14 protein-coding genes are annotated in these 17,859 nt (G+C 45.0%); 9 read left to right on the plus strand and 5 right to left on the minus strand.

Translation table 11 applies throughout. The features are described from left to right. Positions 1 to 205 precede the first annotated feature (205 nt). The 3 genes from PN836_RS05225 to PN836_RS05235 all read left to right on the plus strand — a co-directional run bounded on the left by PN836_RS05225 (position 206) and on the right by PN836_RS05235 (position 2,665). Positions 206 to 700: a peptidylprolyl isomerase gene (locus tag PN836_RS05225; protein ID WP_395344207.1), complete on the plus strand. Its 495-nt coding sequence runs from the start codon at positions 206 to 208 to the stop codon at positions 698 to 700. A gap of 73 nt (positions 701 to 773) precedes the next feature. Then, complete coding sequence (gene lpxH / locus PN836_RS05230; protein ID WP_395344208.1) at positions 774 to 1,529, plus strand: UDP-2,3-diacylglucosamine diphosphatase; 756 nt, start codon at positions 774 to 776, stop codon at positions 1,527 to 1,529. 155 nt (positions 1,530 to 1,684) lie between these two features. Then, on the plus strand, positions 1,685 to 2,665 hold the full coding sequence (locus PN836_RS05235; protein WP_395344209.1) for a hypothetical protein: 981 nt from the start codon (positions 1,685 to 1,687) through the stop codon (positions 2,663 to 2,665). 41 nt (positions 2,666 to 2,706) lie between these two features. Here the strand turns inward: PN836_RS05235 and miaE are convergent, their stop codons facing one another. From miaE to PN836_RS05250, 3 genes are read right to left on the minus strand one after another with little or no spacing between them, the layout of a single operon-like run. Further along, positions 2,707 to 3,555 carry a tRNA isopentenyl-2-thiomethyl-A-37 hydroxylase MiaE gene (miaE, locus tag PN836_RS05240; protein WP_395344210.1) on the minus strand — a complete coding sequence of 283 codons (849 nt, stop codon included), beginning with the start codon at positions 3,553 to 3,555 and terminating at the stop codon, positions 2,707 to 2,709. After that, positions 3,512 to 3,643 (minus strand): hypothetical protein, encoded by a 132-nt coding sequence (locus tag PN836_RS05245; protein WP_395344211.1) that lies wholly within the window; start codon positions 3,641 to 3,643, stop codon positions 3,512 to 3,514. The genes miaE and PN836_RS05245 overlap by 44 nt, the downstream gene beginning before the upstream one ends. Positions 3,644 to 3,677: 34 nt before the next feature. Continuing rightward, positions 3,678 to 6,332, minus strand: a complete 2,655-nt coding sequence (locus PN836_RS05250) for a DUF305 domain-containing protein (protein WP_395344212.1) — start codon at positions 6,330 to 6,332, stop codon at positions 3,678 to 3,680. 350 nt (positions 6,333 to 6,682) lie between these two features. On the opposite strand from PN836_RS05250, the gene PN836_RS05255 reads away from it, so the two are divergent. The 6 genes from PN836_RS05255 (at position 6,683) to PN836_RS05280 (ending at position 15,882) form a co-directional block, all read left to right on the plus strand. Beyond that, a complete protein-coding gene (locus PN836_RS05255; protein WP_395344213.1) occupies positions 6,683 to 7,201 on the plus strand; it encodes a type II secretion system protein in 519 nt (172 codons plus the stop codon). Between the two features lie 127 nt (positions 7,202 to 7,328). Continuing rightward, positions 7,329 to 10,658 carry a S41 family peptidase gene (locus PN836_RS05260; protein WP_395344214.1) on the plus strand — a complete coding sequence of 1,110 codons (3,330 nt, stop codon included), beginning with the start codon at positions 7,329 to 7,331 and terminating at the stop codon, positions 10,656 to 10,658. A 154-nt stretch (positions 10,659 to 10,812) separates the two neighbouring features. Then, positions 10,813 to 11,955 (plus strand): acetate kinase, encoded by a 1,143-nt coding sequence (locus PN836_RS05265; protein ID WP_395345482.1) that lies wholly within the window; start codon positions 10,813 to 10,815, stop codon positions 11,953 to 11,955. A gap of 75 nt (positions 11,956 to 12,030) precedes the next feature. After that, positions 12,031 to 14,217: a phosphate acetyltransferase gene (gene pta / locus PN836_RS05270; RefSeq protein ID WP_395344215.1), complete on the plus strand. Its 2,187-nt coding sequence runs from the start codon at positions 12,031 to 12,033 to the stop codon at positions 14,215 to 14,217. 111 nt (positions 14,218 to 14,328) lie between these two features. Beyond that, on the plus strand, positions 14,329 to 14,877 hold the full coding sequence (locus PN836_RS05275) for a TlpA disulfide reductase family protein (protein WP_395344216.1): 549 nt from the start codon (positions 14,329 to 14,331) through the stop codon (positions 14,875 to 14,877). A gap of 399 nt (positions 14,878 to 15,276) precedes the next feature. Next, positions 15,277 to 15,882 (plus strand): Yip1 family protein, encoded by a 606-nt coding sequence (locus tag PN836_RS05280; protein ID WP_395344217.1) that lies wholly within the window; start codon positions 15,277 to 15,279, stop codon positions 15,880 to 15,882. Positions 15,883 to 16,029: 147 nt separating this feature from the next. On the opposite strand, the gene PN836_RS05285 is transcribed toward PN836_RS05280, so the two are convergent. After that, positions 16,030 to 16,347, minus strand: coding sequence for a hypothetical protein (locus tag PN836_RS05285; RefSeq protein ID WP_395344218.1), 318 nt, complete (start codon positions 16,345 to 16,347; stop codon positions 16,030 to 16,032). A gap of 2 nt (positions 16,348 to 16,349) precedes the next feature. Continuing rightward, on the minus strand, positions 16,350 to 17,747 hold the full coding sequence (locus PN836_RS05290; RefSeq protein ID WP_395344219.1) for a hypothetical protein: 1,398 nt from the start codon (positions 17,745 to 17,747) through the stop codon (positions 16,350 to 16,352). Between the last annotated feature and the right edge of the window lie 112 nt (positions 17,748 to 17,859).

Here is a 17,859-nt window from a genome sequence, read left to right on the forward strand (position 1 = left end):
TTGTTATCTATATTTGCGAATTTGTGCCCGCAAGCACATTTACAAACATTGAAAGCGCGTAAATTCTAGCATCTGTCTGAGCTTTTAAGCTACCATTGCGGTAACAAATAAGAATTCTTTTTCATGCACTTAAGTTTTACAACATTGAATGCCTTGAGACGATAGGTATCTATTATTAAGCTAAGCCAACAATATAGGAAATACGATGGTAGTTTTAGAAACGAATTTTGGTGACATCACATTAAAAGTACGCCCGGATAAAGCTCCGAAGACCGTAGCTAACTTTAAAAAATATGTTGAAGATGGATTCTACGACAACACCATTTTCCATCGCGTGATCAGCAATTTTATGATCCAGGGCGGTGGTTTTGAGCCGGGTATGCAACAAAAATCGGTCCGCGATCCCATCGAAAATGAAGCAGACAATGGCCTAAGTAACGCATTGGGCACAGTTGCGATGGCGCGAACCAACGACCCGCATTCAGCCACGGCGCAATTTTTTATTAACGTAAAAGATAACGATTTCTTGGATTTTTCAGCACCCAACCCGCAAGGTTTCGGATACTGCGTATTTGCTGAAGTTACTGACGGCATGGATGTTGTCGAAAAGATTAAGGGCGTCGATACAGGCAACAGCGGATTCCACCAAGATGTGCCGCTGGAAGATGTGGTAATTAAGTCTGCACGTATTGTTGAATAATAAAGTTGATCAACAAAGCATAGGAATAAAGTCTGTGAACTTGCTATACACGTTTGCGGTGTTTCGTTAATCAATGAATACTGCTAAGCAAAACCCGTCCAAGATCACCTACTTCATTTCCGATTTGCATCTTAGCGCAGAAAGAGAGGATATTACCGAGTGTTTTCTGCGCTTTATGCAGGATGAAGCCCCTCAGGCAGAAGCGCTCTATATCCTTGGCGACCTATTTGAAGTATGGGTTGGCGATGACGATGTAAGTGACTTCAGTGAACTGATTGCAAGCGCAATTGCTGAGATTTCTAAGCGAATGCCGGTATACTTCATTCATGGAAACCGTGACTTTGCAATTGGCAATACATTTGCCGATAGATGCGGTATGCAGTTGCTGCCCGAACAAGCAGTAATTGACCTATATGGAAGACAAACCTTAATTAGCCACGGTGATGAGCTTTGCACTCGTGATATTGAATACATGAAGTTTCGCAAAAAGGCGCGTGGCTGGTGGTGGCCAACAATGATGCTTGCTCTGCCTTTGCGTTTGCGTAAAAAAATTGCAGCGCGCGGACGAAGAGTTAGTCAAAAGAATCACCAGCGGCTTACAGAGGAGATCATGGATGTGACCCCTGCGGAAGTCCATAGAGTGATGCGCCATTATGGTGTCGATTTTTTCATTCACGGTCATACGCATCGTCCAAACGTCCATAACTTTGAGCTGGATGGTGAAAGAAAGCAGCGGATTGTGCTGGGCGATTGGTATGATCAAGGCTCAATTCTTTTGGCAAGTGCCAATGAGCTTAGCCTGCAAACTCGAGCATTTAGCGGCCAATAGAATAGATTTTTGCCGCCCTTGCAGTCGCAATTATACAAAGATCGCAAATTTCGCTTGAAACATCATATAAATGATGAATAATTAAGCGGAATAAGGGCGCCACGAGGCACGCATTTCCCCGCCATAAACACAACACAACTTGAGAAGGAATTCGCTTGTTTAATCGAAGCATTAAATACATCGTATTGCTGGTTATAAATATCATTATATTGATTGTGCTCTATGCGAATAATGACGCCGAGCAAACTGGCGTTTTTGACACCGAATTTGTTATTGATTTGCTCGCCGAACGCGATTCGCTTCAAGAAGCCCTAATAGATGCGGAAATCCTGCAACTTGAAGCCGAAAAAAAGCTAGGTGACGCACTTATTCGGTTTGCTGACAGTGATGTCAATGTGGAGCTTGCTCAGCAGCGGTTTGAGCGCTGCGAAAGTGCGCGAGAAAGCGCTCAGCAGCGCAGTCAAGACCTCGCCGCTCAATTAGCTAATTCTCAGTCAACGCTTGAACAAAATAATCGACAAATTATCGGCTTGCAAGACGATTTGATGGCGGCGAGAGCAGCTGCTAATAGCTCGACAGAAACACCAGCTTCGGAAGCTAACCCAGCCCCGGTTGTTGCCTTATGCGATACACAAGAGGCGGAGTTGGCAGAAGCTCGACAACAACTTGCTCGAATTGGTGTGCAAGTGGAGCAGCAGCAAGATACTATTAATGAATTGGAAACTCTTCTGTCGCAAGCCTCTGCACAAGACGATAGTGAAGCGCTAAGGGCAGAACTTGAAGAACTAAGAGCGATTATCGCTCAGCTTCGTTCGGATATAGAAAACCCTATTTACTTAAAAACAGTCTATTTGAACGGGAAAAAGTGTGACGCTCCACCTTTTGAGGAACTCGTATGTGTAGAAGAGTTTCTAGTGCGACCTCAATTCTCCAAGGCACCCACAAGTGATGTAACGGTGAGTGTTTATTCGCCTGATGAACAACTCATTGCCTCAGCAACATTTTCCTCAAAACGTGCACAGCTTTTTAGATTATCCATGAATAGTCAGCGCGAGTTAAACGCAGGTGAATTTACCGCGACTTTTGAAGTGGAAGGTGAATTGCTAAGAACAGACGGTCATTTAATTACCCATTGATCATGACGCTTACACAGTGACGGGGACAGGCTTTTACTTCATCAGCTAGCTTCGGCTACTTGGCTGCGCTCTTCGCTTTCTTTAGCGGTAAGGGGTGCGCCACTATGAAAACGAAACTCATTATCGACAGATCCAATTAACTCTGCTTCAATCTGCCCAAAATATAAAACACGTTCGCTAATGTCTTTGCCCGAAATTCGTTCTGCTAAGGTCAAGTAATCTTGAAAATGGCGCGCTTCTGAGCGCAATAATGATACATAAAACTGCCCTAGCGTTTCATCTACATGAGGTGCAATGGCGGCAAAGCGTTCACAAGAACGCGCCTCAATGTGCGCGCCGCATATCAATGTATCAATTAACTTGGCGGGCTCATGAGTGCGCACGTGCTTCATCATGCCTTTAGCGTATCGAGAAGCTGTGAGGTTGCTGTAATCGATATCTCGATTTTGCATGATCTCTAATACTTGCTGAAAATGGTGCAGTTCCTCTTTTATTAACAAAACCATTTTAGAGATAAGCTCATCACCATGCTCAAAATTAGATTTACTGATTAGCTTTTTTGATAAGCTTACGTGCTGGCTAAAATCACCATCGCCTAGCTTACGGTACACGAAATCCTCAAAAGGCCTAAGCCAAGCTAGCAAAGCATCACCGCTCTCCTTATCAACCGCATAACGTCGAAGTAATAACATGGCTGTTTGTGCGGCTTTTAATTCACAATTTGCATGGTCAACTAATAAGGTTGGCAGGTTTTCAGGCATTATCGCTTCATCAATCCAACTTTGTGGGCTCGGGCATTGAAGAAAGGCTTTTATTGGAGAAAGTAGCTCGGATATGTTCAAAATATTATTTCCAGCGTAAATGTAAAATTCGGATAATCGTAATGCCATAATCCGTTACTTTGAAATGAATGACATGTTTACCCTCTCTACAAAATCGATAACCAACCCTACTAATATGATCACATGAAATTGACATTTTAGAAGCGTCCGCAAGAGCAGCAAATGCGCCTTTAACTAAGCTTTTTAGATATATTGGACAAAGTATCCTTCAAGGCTTCTAAGCGTGATTTACCGTGCGCGCTTTGAATGTCAAAGCTGTCAGCCATGTTTTCCAATTCGTCGGCAAAATCATCGTCTTTATCACCGTTATCAAGGTGTTTTTGTGCGCGCTTAAGCATGGCCATAGCCTCTTGGTGAACTTGTTCGCTTAAGCCAAAATCACGGTGCAATTGGTCTACATACGCCATGGCAACCACCGGCACGGCGGGCCAGCTAACCGGCAGTTGTTGCTGAGGATTAAATACCTTACCCATATTGGCAATTTCGGCGGCGGCAATCTCATTCTCTGTCAAATGTTCGCTTGGCTTAAGTTCAAATACATCTAAACCGCGCACAATTTCGGTGCCGTAAATCTTACCGTCAAACCAATAGGTAGACCAATAACCGCCCACTACAATTTGTTCATCATGAATTGGGCCTCGGTCAAAATATGCGATTTCTTGCGGATTGGCAGCATCGGTGAAGTCTGAAATTGATAGACCACCCTGGTACCAAGCTTGCGCAAAAATATCGCGACCGGGCACGGGTATCAGTGAACCATTGTGCGCTACGCAGTTTTCTTGATCTGATTGTGGTGCGTCAATTTTATAATAACTTTGGAATTCAAGTTTGCCATCCACAATATTGTATATCGCGTTTGCACCCCATGTGACTGGATCAGAGGCTCTGCAGCGTGGTTGCGTGCCGCCGCCCCACTCATCCGTGAACAATACTTTTGTACCATCGTTGTTAAATGTAGCGGAATGCCAATACGCGAAACCCGGGTCTTTCACATCATCAATTCGTGTGGGGTTATATGGGTCGCTAATGTCAAACAAAATACCGTTTCCTGAACATGCGCCAGCCGCGATATTCAGTGAGGGGAATACGGTAATGTCATGGCATTCGTCGGTTGGGCGCGTGTCTTGCGTGCCTGCACCATGGTCACCACCGAGCCACAGGCCCGCTACGCGTCCTTCGTCGTCAGCAAATACAGCGGGGCTTGATGTAATGCGCGCACTTGCCGGATCATTTACCGGAATTTCGACCACATCAATTCTAAATAAAGCCGTGCGTTCATCTCCCGGCACCTCACCAACGCAGCCCGCTAGCTCCTCTTCATCTCTTACACTGGAGGTGCCAGAGTTATAAACAATAATGTTTTCATCGTCTGCACGCACAACTGAATGAGTATGCGAGCCGCGGCAAGTTTGCACTAAGCCCACTTGTACCGGACGCGTCACATCTGAAATATCAAAAATCCGCAAGCCTCTGAAGCGCTCATCGCTGATGTCTTCGTTTATACCTTCAAGCCCGCAGTCAATGCGTCCTCGCGTTTGCTCCACCGACATTATCAATAAATCGCCCACAATGGAGACATCGCCCTGCCCCCCCGGACAAACAATGGAGCTTTTAAGCGAAGGAATACCGTCGTAGTTTAATTGATAAACGTTAAATCCGTGATAGTTACCGGCAACTAAAATATCGTTGGCAAAGGCCATATCGGTATTCCAAAAGCTAAGCAGCGGCCAGCGTTCACTGTATTCGGTTTTCTCATCAGAATCAGCGTCGCTGCTGCGTTCAGGCATTTGGTGCTGGGCATGTTCATGAGCGGAAGGAATAGATTCCGTTGCACCGCTTGCTCTTTTTCGTGCCTCAGCGGCAAGGTCTTCTGGGATCAAATGATCAGAAAACTCAGGAACGTCAAAATCTTCATCCTCAAGATTTTTCACGTCTGCATGCATCGCATGATTAGAATGATCCATCGCAGGGGCTACATCCTTATCGTCATCATCGCGACTCAGGCGAATGGGCGGAATGTTTGACGGATTTTCGGGGTCAAAAAAACCAGCGGGCTTTTGCAAGGTAGCCACTAAACTCAAGTTAGAAATCGCTTCGCCTGCATCTCTAAATCCGGCTTGCAAGCCAACGCGAGGATCGTTTGACAAACCGGCTAAAAGCTCATTCATTCGCTCTATTTCAGCTTCTTGGTCGTTCACAATATCATTCACAAAATCATACAATATAGGGTCGTAAGCAGAGCCCGGTTGGTCGAGCAAATCCTCCACCATGCGAATAGCGCCTTCGTGATGCGGAATCATCAAGGTTAAAAACAAGCGATCAAAATCGGTACCTTTAGAAGCTGCGAGTTGCTGCATTTGTTCAGGCGTTGCCATGCCCATCATGCTGTGGTCCATATGCATGTGATGCGCAATTTCGGATGCTTGCCCCCGCTCCTCTAACCAGCGCGACATAAAAGCAATCTCGTCGTCTTGTGAGCGTTTGATTCGCCCTGCAATGTCAATAATTTCTGGGTTATTAGTGCGAGCATCAACCAGTAAGCCCATGTCTACAGCTTGCCCATGATGCGGAATCATATTCTGCATAAAGAGCACGTCATCGCGCGTAAAGCTGGTGTTGCTCAGCGCTATGGCTTGCTCAGCTGAAAGCGTTTTGCTCTGCTGACCTGGCGCACCTGGTTGAACAATAGGCACTTCTTGAGCTTTGGCATCATTAGGAAGAACAACACTCGATAAGCAGAGCGTGGTAGCAATAGCACTCACGATGGCTGTGGATAGTTTCGAGAATTTTAAATGGGATGTGTGTCGTAGGTTTTTATTATTCATCACTCACAAAGCTCGCATAAAGGACATTTAGTTGAACTAGCAATTCTGCCCTGCATAGCCGCGTTTATCAATAACATCTCAAGCGATAGCGCTAGATACTGCGTTCAGCATTGACTACTATAAGAAAGTGCTGAAACAATATTTGAAGGTATTGTGCAAAAAGCGAATTGCCTATGTGGAAAAGTCACCATTAATGCAGACTTTGACGGTCATAGTGCAGATGCTGTTCAGTGCCAATAAAGGATTTACTCTGCGTGCCGAAACAATAAGAAGCGCTGCATATGCTAGGACGTCTTGATGCATAGTTTGCAAAATCCTGCCCTCCTAAATATATATTGATGAGGCTTTTTATGAAACACCAGCACGGTTTTACATTGATTGAATTGATCATCGTAATTGTAGTGTTAGGCATTTTAGCCCTTGTCGCAGCGCCTCGTTTCATTAATATCCAATCAGATGCACGCACGCAAACGCTTAATGGCGTTAAAGGCGCGATTGAAAGTGCATCGCAATTAGTGTTCGCTAAATCAGCCATTGCTGGCATTACTAAGGTTCCCAACTCTGCTAGTAACTCTGAGGTACAAATTAACGGTGTACCCGTGCAAACGCATTTGGGCTATCCTGATGTTAATCCATACACAAAAATCGATTCTGATTTAAGCGCTTCCCCACCGACATATGGCATCGACAGTTTTGTAGATATTGACGCTTCCCAGCTTAATGTGACCATCAATTCGACGACTTCAGAAATGCGCATTACTTTTGCTGGAGAAGACTCTGCCACAAACAACTGCTATGTCAGCTACTTTAATGCCAATTCGAGCAATACTTCTACGCCAACACTGTTTGTTATTTCAGACGGTTGCTGAGTGAGATGCGTTTCATCATTGGATATTTCAAGTTTTAATGTAAACTCAACATCCAATTGGACAAACATCCAGAATAACCAAACCTAGGTTCCCCTAACAATAACCAGATTTACTTAACAGGTATGTTATGACTTCACTTTCAAACGCAGCCAAGTCTCTTTCTTCGCGCTTACGCACTCACTTTCAAGTTGGCAAATCAAACTGCAATCTAGCCCTTGTATGTATTGGCGTCGCCTTCTCAGCAGGCTCTATAGCCAAAGTCACACCTGAATGGATTCGTTATGCGGCAATTTCGCCAGACGCATCCACCATTGCCTTCACCTACCAAGGCGACATCTATTCTGTGCCTGCTGCGGGCGGCCAGGCAACGCGATTAACCTTTCACGAAGCACATGATTATGCAGCTGTATGGAGTAGCGATGGTTCTCGTATTGCCTTTGCTTCTAACCGCTTTGGCAATTTTGATGTGTACGCCATGAACGCAAAAGGCGGTGAAGCGCAACGGTTGACATATCATTCATCTGATGAAGAGCCTTACACCTTTTCTAATGACGATAAAAACATCATGTTTAAAGCACAGCGCATGGATACTGCGGAGCATAGGCAGCATCCTACTAGAAGACTGCCAGAGCTTTATTCAGTGCCTGGTACCGGCGGGAAGATTGAACAGGTAATGACCATTACGGCTGAATCTGTGCAGTTAAGCGCAGATGGCAACACATTGCTGTATCAAGACCACAAGGGCACTGAAAATCAGTGGCGCAAACATCATAGAAGCAGCGCGACGCGTGACGTATGGCGCTATGATGTAAACAGCGGTGAGCATCAGCAGTTGACGCAGTTTTCCGGAGAAGATCGCAACCCTGTTTTTTCACAAAATAATGACGCCATGTTTTATTTAAGTGAGCAAAACGGCAGCTTTAACGTTTATCGCATGGCCATAGATGATCCGCAAGACATTGAGCAAGTGACAAACTTTGACATGCACCCAGTAAGATTTCTATCCCGAGGCCAGAACACGCTTGCATTTACTCATCACGGTAGCCTATACACCCTCGATGTATCGTCAGACGCGCAAACCGCCTCACCTCAACAAGTTGATGTCACTATTCGTACGCAAGACATTGGCAACAACATGGAAATGCTCAGTGTAAATGGCGAAATTACGCAAATGAGTATTTCACCTAACGGCAAAGAAATTGCGTTTATTGCCCATGGTGATGTGTTTGTTAGCGATACAGAGGGTAATTTTACTAAGCAAATTACCGAAACTGCCGCGCGAGAAGCATCTGTTAGTTTTTCTCCTGATGGCGATTATTTAGTTTATGCAGCGGAAAGAGGCACCAAATGGAGCGTTTTTAAGGCTGAAAAAGTGCGTGAACAAGAGCCTTTCTTTTATGCTGCTTCGCTAATAAAAGAAAGCGCACTCATTGATAATGAGAAAGACAATTATCAACCTAAAATTTCTCCGAATGGTGAGCGTATCGCCTATGTTGAAGACCGCCGAACCATCAAAGTCATGGAGCTAGATTCAAAGGACAGTGTTGATGTTGTGCCCGGCGACCTTGCTATTCATTTTCGCGATGGTGACCAAGAGTTTAGTTGGAGCCCAGACGGTGAATGGATACTGTTTGAGTATCGCAAACTGCTTCAAAACACCGACGTAGCGATAGTGAGCGCAGATGGCGATGAAGATAAACGCATGCTTATCCCCAGCGGATATCGAGATTATAGACCAAAGTGGGTCAATAACGGCAAACAGGTGCTGTATTTTAGTAATAGCGAAGGTTTGAAAAGCTATGCAACGAGCGGAAGAAGTCAGTTAGACGTATTTAGTGTATTTCTTACACAAGAAGACTGGGACGAATTTACCATGAGCGAAGAAGACTTTGAGCTCATGCAAGCAATTGAAGATGCCCAAGACGAGAATGCGGAAGACGATGAACAAAGCACTGACGATGATAAAAAAGATGAAGTGGAAGTAATTGAACCCATCGAAATCGAATGGGACGGCATGGACAGACGCATTGCACGCTTAACCATTCACTCTTCTCGCCTAAGCGATGCCGTGCTAAATAAAGATGCCGACACGCTCTACTACTTATCAGAATTCGAAGACGGATTTGACCTATGGGAAACCAACCTTCGCAGCAAAGAAACCAAAAAACTCATTAGTCTTGACGCAAGCGGCGGCAGTCTCTTGTGGGATGACGATATGGAAACGCTTTATCTACTAAGCGACGGCAGTATCGCTAAATTGGATTTAGAAGACGCTTCTCGTGAGAATATTGGTATAAATGCAGAAATTCTGGTGGATCATGATGCGGTTCGCAAACATGCCTTTGACCATGTATGGCTGCGCACGTCTAAGATTTTCTACGAGCCAAGCTATCACGGCGTGGACTGGAGCTTGATGCAAAGTGAATACGCGCCAAAAGTCTCTCATGTAGCAAATGTGTTTGAATTTACTGAGTTACTAAGCGAAATGCTGGGAGAACTTAATGTATCTCACTCTGGCGCAGGCACGGGTCGCTTCGGCTCGCCTGACTATGGCATAAAAGATGAAACCGCAAGTTTGGGTATTTTCTATGACCATAATTATGATGGTGCTGGCATCAAAATTACAGAGGTGATTAAAGATGGTCCTCTAGATAAAGCCAAGTACGACGTGGAGGCTGGCTCAATCATCCGTAAAATAGACGGACAAGATATAAGCGAGAATATGGACTGGGCAAAATTGCTCAATCGTAAAGCAGGCAAATTTGTTTTACTGGATATCGCAAAGGGAGAGCGTGATAAAGCGGTTGAACAAATTACCGTTAAGCCCATTTCTCGTCGCGACGAAGGGAGGCTGTTATATCAGCGCTTTGTGAAAATTAATGAGCAAGAAGTGCTTGAACGAAGCGACGGAAAACTAGGCTATGTGCATATACCCAATATGGCTGATGGCCCCTATCGCAGTATTTATGACGATATGCTAGGGCGCTTTTTTGATAAAGAAGCCATGGTGGTGGACGCCCGCTTCAATGGCGGTGGCGACTTAGTGGCCGACTTAGCCATGTTTTTCACAGGCGAACCCTTCCTTACTTACGCCACCGAAGCGAAGGTGGTTGGCGGAGAACCCACCTCTCGCTACACCAAACCCATCATTTCCCTGTTTAACGAAGCCATGTATAGCGACGGCCATTGTTACGCTAGCGGCTACGTTGATTTACAGCTAGGTAAGTCAGTTGGCATGCCAGTACCGGGCACATGCTCTTTTGCTGGCTGGGAAGGCTTACCTTTAGGCGGTTTTTGGGGAGTAGTACCGGTTAGCGCGAAGAACAAAGCGGGGGAATGGTTGGAAAACAATCAAACCTCACCACAAGTGATTATCAAAAATATGCCTGAGGTGATCATTAATGGACGAGACCAGCAGCTCGAAAGAGCGATTGATGAAATCTTGGAAGACCTTTAGCAAAATACACGCCTTATTGGTTAGTGTGTATTTGGTTTAAAAAACACTGAGCTTACATGCTCACTGCATATTCTTAAGGAACGCGTCATTGGCAAAACAAGAACCACTGGTTTTAGTCCTTAATTGCGGAAGCTCTTCTATTAAATTTGCGATTATGAATGCAAAAACTGGCGAGACTTTATTAAAAGGGTTAGCCGAGAATCTGTTTTTGCCAACGGCTAGCCTTAGCTACTCTAACGAAAGTACAAACGAACAATATCCGCTTGCTAGTCAAAGTGATCATACACAAGCCTTGGATGCAATTACGCAGCTGTTAGATAAGCACCCGATGCTCAAAACATCATTAATTGCTGTAGGTCATAGAGTCGTTCATGGCGGGGAGTCATTTTCTGAATCGGTGCTCATTGATGACTTAGTGATTGACGCAATCGACAAAACATCGCTCATGGCGCCATTGCATAATCCTGCTAATTTAGCGGGGATTACAACCGCCCAAAGGGCTTTCCCGCACTTACCTCACGTCGCTGTGTTCGACACTGCATTTTTTCAAACCCTTCCGAAGCACGCTTATATGTATGGCTTGCCTAAGCGTCTTTATAAAGAGCACAGTATTCGCAAGTACGGCTTTCATGGCACAAGCCACTACTTTGTCAGCCATCGAGCAGCAAAACTGCTTGGCAAAGCCATTGAAACATGCAATTTAATTACCGCTCACTTGGGAAATGGTTGCAGTATTAGCGCCATTAAAAATGGCAAGGCGATAGATACCAGCCTTGGCTTTACGCCCCTTGAGGGTTTAGTCATGGGCACGCGCAGTGGCGATATTGACCCAAGTTTACCGAGTTATTTGATTGAACACTTAAACTACACAGCTTCTGACGTAACAACTATGCTTAACAAAGCATCCGGTTTGTTAGGGATTTCTGGTGTGTCGAATGATTGCAGAGAACTCGAAGCACAGGCGGCCTGTGGCGATGCAAATGCACAACTCGCGCTGGATGTGTTTTGTTATCGATTAGTGAAATATATCGGCAGCTATATGGCCATTACAGGCCCTTTAGATGCCCTAGTATTCACTGGCGGTATTGGCGAAAACTCAGCCCTGATACGAAATCAAGTTATCAAACAGCTGGCGCATATGGGCTTGGCCTTATCCGAATCTGCAAACAATACAATCCGCTTTGGCAAATCAGGCGCGATTAACCATCCGAATTCATTGCCCATTTTTGCGATTGCCACAAATGAGGAATGGGTGATTGCAAAAGATGCTTACGAACTGGCAGGCGCTAGTGATTAATTTCAGGCATGGAAGTGATGAAACGCACTTTCGATATTTGACCCGCAAAGAATAATTGACTTACAAAGGCTCACTATGACACACCGAATAATGCTTATTCCCATTGGCAGTGATGCCGGCTTAACGAGCGTGAGTTTGGGATTGGTGAGGGCTTTGCAGCAAAAAAGCTTAGACGTGAATTTTTTCAAACCTGTCAGTCAGCGCCGACAAGGTGACTATTCTGAAGCACATGCCACAGCAGATGAACACGATAAGAGCGAAGATAAATCAACCGCTATTTTAAAAGGTCTTGGGTTTACTGACATCAAAGCGCCTTTAGCCACAGGACATGTGGAGGATTTAATTGGCAACAACAAAACTGACGAACTCTTAGAAGAAATTATTGATAATTTTGAGCAATACGCCAATCAAGACGACATAGTAATGATTGAAGGGCTCATATCGACAGCAGGTCATCCGTATGCTGTAAAACTCAATCGAGCGATTTGTAATGCCCTTGACGCCAAAATCATCTTAGTAGGCTCTCCGGGAGGACTTAACTTATCGCAATTAAACGATAAAATTGAGATAGTGGCCGATAGCTATGGCGGCCATAAAGGTAAACGCGTCGTTGGGTGTATCTTAAACAAAATAGGTGAGCCTGAAGACCTCAAAGGGCGTTTGGGAACAGAGCTTATTCACCAACCGAGCAACGCTCACAGCGCCGGGAAGATAAAAAATCTGTCTCAACTGCCTGTGTTTTCACGTTCATTTAAGTTAATTGGCGGCATTACTTGGAATTTTGAGTTGCTTGCCCCGCGTGTTCAAGATATACAAAAACACCTGAATGCTGAGCTTATTAACGAAGGAGACTATTTGCATCGGCGTTTACGCAGCGTGCACTTGTGCGCGCGTGAAATACACAACATGACCTCGATATTGCGCCCTGGTGCGTTACTTATCATATCAGGTGATCGCAACGATATAATCGTATCCGCTTGCCTTGCCTCACTCAATGGCACAAAACTAGGTGCACTGCTGTTAACCGGTGGTTATCGACCTGCCCCCAACATTCTCAAGTTATGCGAGAGTGCCCTTGAAACCGGGTTGCCGGTTATGTTGGTCAACGACAACACTTGGCAGACCACTTCAAACTTACACAGGTTCAATCAAGAAGTGCCGGTTGATGATGCACAGCGCCTCGACCGCGTTATGGACCATACTGCAAGCTGTATCAATGAGCAGTGGTTAAGCAGCTTGTCAAAAAATGCCATGCGCAGCACAAGGCTTTCACCCCCCGCATTTAGGCATAAATTGACGCGTTTAGCACAGTTAGCTAACAAAACGATTGTGCTACCAGAAGGGAATGAGCCGCGCACCATTAAAGCCGCTGCGCTTTGTTCCCAGCGAAACATTGCTAAGTGTGTGTTGCTAGCCGAGCCAGAAGAGGTGCATCGAATCGCGAAACAACAAGGTATTGAACTGCCCAAAGGCATCTCGGTCATCAATCCCAAAGACATTCGAGACGACTATGTAGAGGCCTTAGTCGAGCTTCGAAAGCATAAAGGTTTAACGGAAGTTTACGCAAAAGAGTATCTTAAAGACCCTGTAGTGCTGGGCACCATGATGCTGCAACAGGGCCACGTTGATGGTCTTGTATCGGGTGCGGTGAATACCACGGCAAACACCATAAGGCCTGCTTTGCAATTGATTAAAACCGCGCCAAATGCCTCTATTGTTTCATCCATATTTTTTATGCTGCTCCCAGAACAAGTATTGGTATACGGAGATTGTGCGATTAATCCAGACCCAAACGCTGAACAGTTAGCAGAGATTGCGATCCAGTCTGCCGATTCCGCTTCACTGTTTGGCATTGAGCCGAAAGTTGCCATGCTTAGTTATAGCACGGGTGACTCTGGCTCGGGTGCTGATGTTGAAAAGGTCAAACAAGCCACTAAGCTTGCGCAAACTAAACGTCCTGATCTGCTGATAGACGGACCGATGCAATATGATGCAGCCGTAATGGAAAATGTCGCTGCCAAAAAGGCCCCCCAAAGCAAAGTAGCAGGACAGGCAACCGTCTTTGTTTTTCCGGATTTAAATACCGGAAATACAACCTACAAGGCCGTTCAAAGAAGCGCAGACCTCATCAGTATCGGTCCAATGCTTCAAGGAATGGGTAAACCCGTTAATGACTTAAGCCGAGGCGCACTTGTTGATGATATTGTGTATACCATCGCGCTGACGGCTATTCAGGCGTCTGATGAAGAGTCGAAGGCATAGTTAAAGACTTGGCTCAAACTTCTTAAAGGTCTTTATAATTGATTTGATGAAAGATAATGTCTTTTGCGCCTGTCTAGTTAATCATACTAACTAAGGGTTAAATGACAAATTATGAAACGCGTACTTCGCTCGGCTAAAATTACACTGATAACAACACTTACGCTAATAAGTCTTTCCACATTTGCTCAAAACGAAGCAACTAAACCAGAACAAACAGCACAGGATGCTGCTGAGCAACGCGTGCTTGCACCTAATTGGACGCTTGAGAATGCCGATGGTGAAATGGTGAGCTTTAGCGATTTCAAAGGCAAACCTACGATTATTCATTTTTGGGGCACCTGGTGTTCGTTTTGCAAGCGCTTACATCCGGGCTTAGAGAAAATTCGCGCTGAATATGAAAGCCAAGGTCTTCAGATTGTCGGTATTAGTATTAATGAGCCGATTGGAGCTAAGCCGGCACAAGTGCTAAAAGACCGAGGTATCAACTTTCCTACCCTTCTAGATGGTGATGACGTAGCACTTCAAGACTTTGAAATTTATGGCACGCCGACCACTATATTTATTTCTGCTAAAGGCGAAATACTTGGTGCTACGATGGAGTCAAATCCAGATGATCCGCGCTTTGAAAAAATTGCACAATATCTTGTGCAAACGCAATAAACCGCGTCGCAGGTATTTAAGCATCAAATTAAACGAAAAAAACTGACAATTTATCAGTATAAACTTGATCTAGATCTTGTTACACTTTTGTTAATGACTTATATTTATTGTTAAGAGTCGCTTATTCATTAGACTCATAACGCAAGTAAGACTTTCAGGTCTTAAATAACCTGAATCCTGTTTAAGAAACGGCGCTCAGCACCGCTAGAATTGCGAATTACTGCGTTGCAAAAGCCAGCAATAGAATAACTATTACGTGACTTTTGCGCCTTGTCCTTCACAATTCTAGCAGCACTGAGTGTAAAAATTAATTTAAGTATGTGAAACAAGCGCTTGCACCATTTCTTAAACAGGATTCAGGTTAAATATGGTTTCGATTAATAAATAAGGAGCAAGTTAGTGATACTGAACCATCTGTGGGGCATTTACCGCTCACCAAAACAAGAATGGCAAAACATAGACAAGCAGAAAGAGAGTTATTTCTATGCTTTGAGTCATATCCTAGTTGTTTCAATCATTCCAGCGGGCATGGCGTATTATGCCTCGGCTTATTTAGGTTGGGATATTGGTGCGGGCGTTACCGCAGAAACGATTAAATTAACCCATGCTAGCGCAATGTCAATGGCTGTTGCAATGTATGCTGGCCTTATTTTTGGTGTATGTGCACTTGCTGCGCTTATTTACGAAATGGCTAAAGCCTTCGACGCGAAAACCAGTTTTACACAAAGCTTAGACATAGCAGCCTACACCGCAACGCCATTATTTATGGCGGGGTTTAGTGCTTTTTATCCCGAGCTTTGGTTTATTATGATGGGAGTGCTTGCCGGTCTAACTTACTCGGTGTATTTGCTGTATACCGGCGTTCCAATTATGCTTCATATCCCCGAAGAAAAGGGCTTTATTTTTTCCAGTTCAGTAGTTACTTGCGGATTAGTGCTCATGGTTATTTTGATGGCTGCATCGGTCATATTATGGAGTTACGGGCTCGGTCCACAGCATATGTAAGCGAATATGCCGAATATCTGCAGCAATATTGCGGCATTAGGTAGACGGTTTTCCACACGCTTTTCACCACCTGCAGTACTTTATGATGGCTAATATAAACATGTATACGCTGGGCTACGAAATCCAGCGTATACAGTGAATAAGAACTTACTGTTGCTGCTTCATTTTAGCCAAACAGGCCTCATATTCAGCAAATGCCTGATTGTAGGCGTCTCCGGCTATATCACTTTTGGTCCTCGCAGTATCAGCCTCTGCGACGGCATAAGCGAGGGCGGCGACTGCGGCAGCGCAGGCTGCACCCGTGAAACCTCCACCTCCGAGAGTCCATATCGCTACCCCACAGGTGCCAACCATGGCAGCATCTGCGGCCAGCGCTAAATTTCGAGCACCCTCCCAATCTGCATATGCATTTCGCCAAGCGGTGAATTTGTCTTGTTGTCGATTATTTTCTGCTGTGCAAGGCATGATTAATTTACCTCCAACGCGGGTGTAAAGGACATGTTCATTCCATCTTGGTAGAGCAAAACATTGCTTCTTACTCTAAACACAAGATCATCGTACCAACTGGTTTTACGTAACTCGCTTAGGCTAACTCGGTCAATATCGACGCCAGGCGATGCGGACCACGCCGGGGCATTGCGAACAAATCCACTTAACTCTACAAACGCGCCGTCGCTCAAGCCATTGTTAATGAGACTAAACATATGTGCGCGCACTCGAATTGATTCATCGGTATCACTTGGTTTCAAATCAAAAAAGGATGAGAACTTAGGCGGTGACGGATCGTCTTCTATGGCCAAGTTGTCTACATAGCCTTGAATTTGAATAAAAGCGCCTTCAACTTGAGCACCACCTTTAATCGTATTTACATCAACAGGATCGCCCGAAGGCGCCTCTGAGTCCATTTGTCTATCGTCGACCCTGCGTTTTTCAAAGCTATACCACCTGTTGGCATTGACCCCGTTTGATTCCGCTTTAACCATACACAAATAGGCATGCACAACGCATAAACGGTTGATCATATCTAAGAGACTAAGAGCGAGCACGTGCTCATTGCTAGTGTCGGTGGCCGGTGTGTTTTGCTCAACTAAGTATAAGTAGCTCCCCACCAACATAGCACTGATAGGTAAACGCTTAGATATATCTTGCTCTGTGCTTTGGCAAAGTTTATAAAATGTATCTGCCTCTACTTTACTTACCAGCGCGTCATACAGCGACTGAATGCTTGAATCATGCAAGGTTGATAATTGATCGATCTCTGCACTTAGTATATCGCTATCGTCATCACCCTGCTCGCCGTCAATTTGTCCAGCATCCGCAAGCGCAGCCGTCTTCTTGAAAGCGCTGTTCATACTGGACTCAATATCGGCGCGAAGTGCGAGAGTAGCAAGTGATGTTTGCACCGGAATCAAAATATCTTGCTCGCTGTCTATCACCGATTTCGCTTGTTTTCGCGACTCAAAAAGCGCGCCTTCACCTGCCAGCAAGTTATCTAAAAACGCTTGTGCCTGCGTCTCATCGCCCTGAGAGGCGGTGAGCTCAGCCAACATCGCCGCTCTTAAAGTATCAGCCTGAGCTGAGTTGTCGGAGCTTAAGTCGGTAAACGCATTTTTTAGGCCACTGTCACGCAGTGATAAATAATCCACACTGCAACTGTATAAATGGGTTTTACTGGCGATGAAGTTAAGGATTTGTTCAGCACTTCCGCGCAGAGGGATGGTTTGGCTCTGAACCAGACGCCAATTGCGGGCTAACAAAAAACCTTTGTAAGTCTCCATTGCAAGCGTGGCTGATTCAACAAGTTCCACCGGGCCATGTGCAAAGGGCGGGAAACTCTCAAGGGGTAATTTTCTAATATTTGTCATAGTGTACCACCTTCAATTTAAGTCAGGTGAAAAGGAATGGGCTGCTCATTGCTCAGCCCTCGGTAAATCGCGACTATTGCAATAACCGTCTTATGTTTAGCTATATCAAACT

This window comes from Ningiella algicola, from assembly GCF_028401415.2.
Taxonomy (GTDB): domain Bacteria; phylum Pseudomonadota; class Gammaproteobacteria; order Enterobacterales; family Alteromonadaceae; genus Glaciecola.

Bases quoted from the DNA above. Each gene is read 5' to 3' on its own strand.
- PN836_RS05225 (WP_395344207.1), top strand. From the start codon at position 206: ATGGTAGTTTTAGAAACGAATTTTGGTGACATCACATTAAAAGTACGC.
- lpxH (WP_395344208.1), top strand. From the start codon at position 774: ATGAATACTGCTAAGCAAAACCCGTCCAAGATCACCTACTTCATTTCC.
- miaE (WP_395344210.1), bottom strand. From the start codon at position 3,555: ATGGCATTACGATTATCCGAATTTTACATTTACGCTGGAAATAATATT.
- PN836_RS05245 (WP_395344211.1), bottom strand. From the start codon at position 3,643: ATGTCAATTTCATGTGATCATATTAGTAGGGTTGGTTATCGATTTTGT.
- PN836_RS05250 (WP_395344212.1), bottom strand. From the start codon at position 6,332: ATGAATAATAAAAACCTACGACACACATCCCATTTAAAATTCTCGAAA.
- PN836_RS05255 (WP_395344213.1), top strand. From the start codon at position 6,683: ATGAAACACCAGCACGGTTTTACATTGATTGAATTGATCATCGTAATT.
- PN836_RS05260 (WP_395344214.1), top strand. From the start codon at position 7,329: ATGACTTCACTTTCAAACGCAGCCAAGTCTCTTTCTTCGCGCTTACGC.
- PN836_RS05265 (WP_395345482.1), top strand. From the start codon at position 10,813: ATGAATGCAAAAACTGGCGAGACTTTATTAAAAGGGTTAGCCGAGAAT.
- pta (WP_395344215.1), top strand. From the start codon at position 12,031: ATGACACACCGAATAATGCTTATTCCCATTGGCAGTGATGCCGGCTTA.
- PN836_RS05275 (WP_395344216.1), top strand. From the start codon at position 14,329: ATGAAACGCGTACTTCGCTCGGCTAAAATTACACTGATAACAACACTT.
- PN836_RS05285 (WP_395344218.1), bottom strand. From the start codon at position 16,347: ATGCCTTGCACAGCAGAAAATAATCGACAACAAGACAAATTCACCGCT.
- PN836_RS05290 (WP_395344219.1), bottom strand. From the start codon at position 17,747: ATGACAAATATTAGAAAATTACCCCTTGAGAGTTTCCCGCCCTTTGCA.